Origin of the sequence: Pelomonas baiyunensis, from assembly GCF_043555935.1 — a bacterium.
GTDB classification, from domain to species: Bacteria; Pseudomonadota; Gammaproteobacteria; order Burkholderiales; family Burkholderiaceae_C; genus Pelomonas; species Pelomonas baiyunensis.
The window spans coordinates 1-5,636 of sequence record NZ_JBIGIB010000012.1 but is presented as its reverse complement, the minus strand read 5'-3'; the positions used below and the strand labels follow the sequence as shown (position 1 = coordinate 5,636).

At 52.1% G+C, this 5,636-nt stretch carries 2 tRNA genes and 3 rRNA genes; all 5 read left to right on the top strand.

The annotated features are described in order from the left end of the window. Nucleotides 1-190: 190 nt before the first annotated feature. The 5 genes from ACG01O_RS22195 to rrf all read left to right on the top strand — a co-directional run bounded on the left by ACG01O_RS22195 (nt 191) and on the right by rrf (nt 5,568). A 16S ribosomal RNA gene (locus ACG01O_RS22195) occupies nt 191-1,714 on the top strand. A 193-nt stretch (nt 1,715-1,907) separates the two neighbouring features. Then, nucleotides 1,908-1,984: transfer RNA gene (locus tag ACG01O_RS22190), tRNA-Ile, on the top strand. Between the two features lie 22 nt (nt 1,985-2,006). Further along, a tRNA-Ala gene (locus tag ACG01O_RS22185) sits at nt 2,007-2,082 on the top strand. 325 nt (nt 2,083-2,407) lie between these two features. Beyond that, a 23S ribosomal RNA gene (locus tag ACG01O_RS22180) occupies nt 2,408-5,282 on the top strand. A 173-nt stretch (nt 5,283-5,455) separates the two neighbouring features. Further along, nucleotides 5,456-5,568 (top strand): 5S ribosomal RNA (gene rrf / locus ACG01O_RS22175). Together the 16S, 23S and 5S rRNA genes with 2 tRNA genes alongside form the textbook arrangement of a ribosomal RNA operon. The last annotated feature ends 68 nt before the right edge of the window (nt 5,569-5,636 follow it).

Sequence of the window (5,636 nt, the reverse complement as noted above, 5' to 3'; positions counted from 1 at the left end):
AAACGAAGGGCGCAAGTTCTGAGTGATGCGGATGTTCTTTAAGAATTAGCAGCCGATAAGCGTGGGCGTTTGAGGCGAAGTGATGTTGTCAGGTGACTGATGACGGTCCTTCGGACTTTAAACGCTCACGGAAAGAGAATGAAGCTATGCAAATAGTCTTTGTTCGATTCCGTTGAGTAAATTCAAGATCGAACTGTAGAGTTTGATCCTGGCTCAGATTGAACGCTGGCGGCATGCCTTACACATGCAAGTCGAACGGTAACAGGTTAAGCTGACGAGTGGCGAACGGGTGAGTAATGTATCGGAACGTGCCCAGTCGTGGGGGATAACTGCTCGAAAGAGCAGCTAATACCGCATACGACCTGAGGGTGAAAGCGGGGGATCGCAAGACCTCGCGCGATTGGAGCGGCCGATATCAGATTAGGTAGTTGGTGGGGTAAAGGCTCACCAAGCCAACGATCTGTAGCTGGTCTGAGAGGACGACCAGCCACACTGGGACTGAGACACGGCCCAGACTCCTACGGGAGGCAGCAGTGGGGAATTTTGGACAATGGGCGCAAGCCTGATCCAGCCATGCCGCGTGCGGGAAGAAGGCCTTCGGGTTGTAAACCGCTTTTGTCAGGGAAGAAAAGGTTCTGGTTAATACCTGGGACTCATGACGGTACCTGAAGAATAAGCACCGGCTAACTACGTGCCAGCAGCCGCGGTAATACGTAGGGTGCAAGCGTTAATCGGAATTACTGGGCGTAAAGCGTGCGCAGGCGGTTATGCAAGACAGAGGTGAAATCCCCGGGCTCAACCTGGGAACTGCCTTTGTGACTGCATAGCTAGAGTACGGTAGAGGGGGATGGAATTCCGCGTGTAGCAGTGAAATGCGTAGATATGCGGAGGAACACCGATGGCGAAGGCAATCCCCTGGACCTGTACTGACGCTCATGCACGAAAGCGTGGGGAGCAAACAGGATTAGATACCCTGGTAGTCCACGCCCTAAACGATGTCAACTGGTTGTTGGGAGGGTTTCTTCTCAGTAACGAAGCTAACGCGTGAAGTTGACCGCCTGGGGAGTACGGCCGCAAGGTTGAAACTCAAAGGAATTGACGGGGACCCGCACAAGCGGTGGATGATGTGGTTTAATTCGATGCAACGCGAAAAACCTTACCTACCCTTGACATGCCAGGAATCCTGAAGAGATTTGGGAGTGCTCGAAAGAGAGCCTGGACACAGGTGCTGCATGGCCGTCGTCAGCTCGTGTCGTGAGATGTTGGGTTAAGTCCCGCAACGAGCGCAACCCTTGTCATTAGTTGCTACGAAAGGGCACTCTAATGAGACTGCCGGTGACAAACCGGAGGAAGGTGGGGATGACGTCAGGTCATCATGGCCCTTATGGGTAGGGCTACACACGTCATACAATGGCCGGGACAGAGGGCTGCCAACCCGCGAGGGGGAGCTAATCCCAGAAACCCGGTCGTAGTCCGGATCGTAGTCTGCAACTCGACTGCGTGAAGTCGGAATCGCTAGTAATCGCGGATCAGCTTGCCGCGGTGAATACGTTCCCGGGTCTTGTACACACCGCCCGTCACACCATGGGAGCGGGTTCTGCCAGAAGTAGTTAGCCTAACCGCAAGGAGGGCGATTACCACGGCAGGGTTCGTGACTGGGGTGAAGTCGTAACAAGGTAGCCGTATCGGAAGGTGCGGCTGGATCACCTCCTTTCTAGATAGATCGCGCCTCGTATGTTCTCAGGAGCATGCAGAGCAAGATCAACTAAGAGCGAAAGCTCAAGCACTTTGCTTTAAGCGCCCACACTTATCGGCTGCGAACATACAACAGTGAGTGAATATCGCGTGAGCCTGGCGAGCTGGCCTCGGCAGGCTGGTGATGAAACGGGCTACGCAGAATTACGCGTGGGTCTGTAGCTCAGTCGGTTAGAGCACCGTCTTGATAAGGCGGGGGTCGCTGGTTCGAATCCAGCCAGACCCACCACGGTAGTCAGAGAAATCTGAACGGGGGATTAGCTCAGCTGGGAGAGCACCTGCTTTGCAAGCAGGGGGTCGTCGGTTCGATCCCGTCATCCTCCACCAGTTCACTCATCAGAAGGTTGGCAAACCTCAGCGGAACGAGATGTTCTTCTGAGGTTTGCCAGTCTTGATCGAAAGATCGGCTGTTGTTCTTTAACAATTTGTAGAGTCGAATCAGCGTTGTCGGCGGAAAGCATTGAAAGATGCACCGTGCCGTCGGCAACTATTTGATTGCGTCAAACATAGACTTCAACTGAGCAAGAAATTGCTTAGATATTTGAAGAACGGCGTAACGCGTGAATACTCAAAAACAGTTTGGATACTGAATTGAATTCAGATCTGAATTGAGTCCTTGACGACAGTGCAGTCAGCGCTGTCAAAGTTATAGGGTCAAGTGACTAAGTGCATGTGGTGGATGCCTTGGCGATTACAGGCGACGAAGGACGTGATAGCCTGCGATAAGCTTCGGGGAGCTGGCAAATTAGCTTTGATCCGGAGATTTCCGAATGGGGAAACCCGACCGTAAGGTCATCATTATCTGAATACATAGGGTAATGAAGCGAACCGGGTGAACTGAAACATCTCAGTAGCTCGAGGAAAAGACATCAACCGAGATTCCGAAAGTAGTGGCGAGCGAAATCGGAGTAGCCCTCGCGTTTTAGCAGTTTGCATATCAGAACGGAATGGAAAGTCCGGCCACAGCGGGTGATAGCCCCGTATGAGAAATGTAGATTGTGGAACTAGGCGCGAATAGAGTAGGGCGGGACACGTGAAATCCTGTCTGAATATGGGGGGACCATCCTCCAAGGCTAAATACTCGTAATCGACCGATAGTGAACAAGTACCGTGAGGGAAAGGCGAAAAGAACCCCGGGAGGGGAGTGAAATAGATCCTGAAACCGCATGCATACAAAAAGTCGGAGCCCGAAAGGGTGACGGCGTACCTTTTGTATAATGGGTCAGCGACTTACATTCAGTGGCGAGGTTAACCGAATAGGGAAGCCGTAGAGAAATCGAGTCCGAATAGGGCGAATAGTCGCTGGGTGTAGACCCGAAACCAAGTGATCTATCCATGGCCAGGATGAAGGTACCGTAACAGGTGCTGGAGGTCCGAACCGACTAGTGTTGCAAAACTAGCGGATGAGCTGTGGATAGGGGTGAAAGGCTAAACAAACTTGGAAATAGCTGGTTCTCTCCGAAAACTATTTAGGTAGTGCCTCAAGTATTACCTGCGGGGGTAGAGCACTGTTTAGGCTAGGGGGTCATGGCGACTTACCAAACCTATGCAAACTCCGAATACCGCAGAGTACAGCTTGGGAGACAGAGCACCGGGTGCTAACGTCCGGACTCAAGAGGGAAACAACCCAGACCGCCAGCTAAGGTCCCTAAAATTGGCTAAGTGGGAAACGAAGTGGGAAGGCTAAAACAGTCAGGATGTTGGCTTAGAAGCAGCCATCATTTAAAGAAAGCGTAATAGCTCACTGATCGAGTCGTCCTGCGCGGAAGATGTAACGGGGCTAAGCCAGTTACCGAAGCTGCGGATGCATAGCAATATGCGTGGTAGGAGAGCGTTCTGTAAGCCTGTGAAGGTGGGTTGTGAAGCCTGCTGGAGGTATCAGAAGTGCGAATGCTGACATGAGTAGCGTTAAAGGGGGTGAAAAGCCCCCTCGCCGAAAGCGCAAGGTTTCCTACGCAACGTTCATCGGCGTAGGGTGAGTCGGCCCCTAAGGCGAGGCAGAGATGCGTAGCTGATGGGAAACAGGTCAATATTCCTGTACCGATCAATAGTGCGATGTGGGGACGGAGAAGGTTAGCTCAGCCGGGTGTTGGATGTCCCGGTTCAAGCCTGTAGTCGTGCCTGGTAGGCAAATCCGCCGGGCTTAGATGAGGGGTGATAACGAGTCTGCTTGCAGACGAAGTGAGTGATACCCTGCTTCCAGGAAAAGCCACTAAGCTTCAGCTATTGACGACCGTACCGCAAACCGACACTGGTGCGCGAGATGAGTATTCTAAGGCGCTTGAGAGAACTCTGGAGAAGGAACTCGGCAAATTGACACCGTAACTTCGGAAGAAGGTGTGCCTTTAGTAGGTGAACCATTTACTTGGGGAGCCCAATGAGGCCGCAGAGAATCGGTGGCTGCAACTGTTTATTAAAAACACAGCACTCTGCAAAGACGAAAGTCGACGTATAGGGTGTGACTCCTGCCCGGTGCTGGAAGATTAAATGATGGGGTGCAAGCTCTTGACTGAAGTCCCAGTAAACGGCGGCCGTAACTATAACGGTCCTAAGGTAGCGAAATTCCTTGTCGGGTAAGTTCCGACCTGCACGAATGGAGTAATGATGGCCACACTGTCTCCTCCAGAGACTCAGCGAAGTTGAAATGTTTGTGATGATGCAATCTCCCCGCGGAAAGACGGAAAGACCCCATGAACCTTTACTGTAGCTTTACATTGGACTTTGAACAGATCTGTGTAGGATAGGTGGGAGGCTTTGAAGTAAGGTCGCTAGATCTTATGGAGCCAACGTTGAAATACCACCCTGGTGTGTTTGAGGTTCTAACCTTGTCCCGTTATCCGGGATGGGGACAGTGTATGGTGGGCAGTTTGACTGGGGCGGTCTCCTCCCAAAGTGTAACGGAGGAGTTCGAAGGTACGCTAGTTACGGTCGGAAATCGTGACGATAGTGCATTGGCATAAGCGTGCTTGACTGCGAGACTGACAAGTCGAGCAGGTACGAAAGTAGGACAAAGTGATCCGGTGGTTCTGTATGGAAGGGCCATCGCTCAACGGATAAAAGGTACTCTGGGGATAACAGGCTGATACCGCCCAAGAGTTCATATCGACGGCGGTGTTTGGCACCTCGATGTCGGCTCATCTCATCCTGGGGCTGTAGCCGGTCCCAAGGGTATGGCTGTTCGCCATTTAAAGAGGTACGTGAGCTGGGTTTAAAACGTCGTGAGACAGTTTGGTCCCTATCTTCCGTGGGCGCTGCAAGATTGAGAGAGCCTGCTCCTAGTACGAGAGGACCGGAGTGGACGCACCTCTGGTGTATCGGTTGTCACGCCAGTGGCATTGCCGAGTAGCTAAGTGCGGAAGAGATAACCGCTGAAAGCATCTAAGCGGGAAACTCGTCTCAAGATGAGTCTTGCCGGGGCCTTGAGCCCCCTGAAGGGTCGTTCGAGACCAGGACGTTGATAGGCTGGGTGTGGAAGCGCAGTAATGCGTTAAGCTAACCAGTACTAATTGCCCGTGAGGCTTGACCCTATAACTTTGACTGCAAACTGCAGATCAAGGTGAGTGTTCAAGTTATGCTGTTCTTCAGAAGTCTGGAGACGCAATCAAATAGCTGATTCCGCTGCAAAATGCAGTGTGCAGAAAACCTCTGCTGACTCTACGAATTGGGTTTATTGGCCGTGCCAGTAAGCCAACCCGTCAAGCCTGACGACCATAGCGACTTGGTCCCACTCCTTCCCATCCCGAACAGGACAGTGAAACGAGTCAGCGCCGATGATAGTGCGGATTCCCGTGTGAAAGTAGGTCATCGTCAGGCTATTTATTGAAGCCAACCCCCATCAGTGCAAACTGGTGGGGGTTTTGCTTTTGCGGCGCGGGAAATCA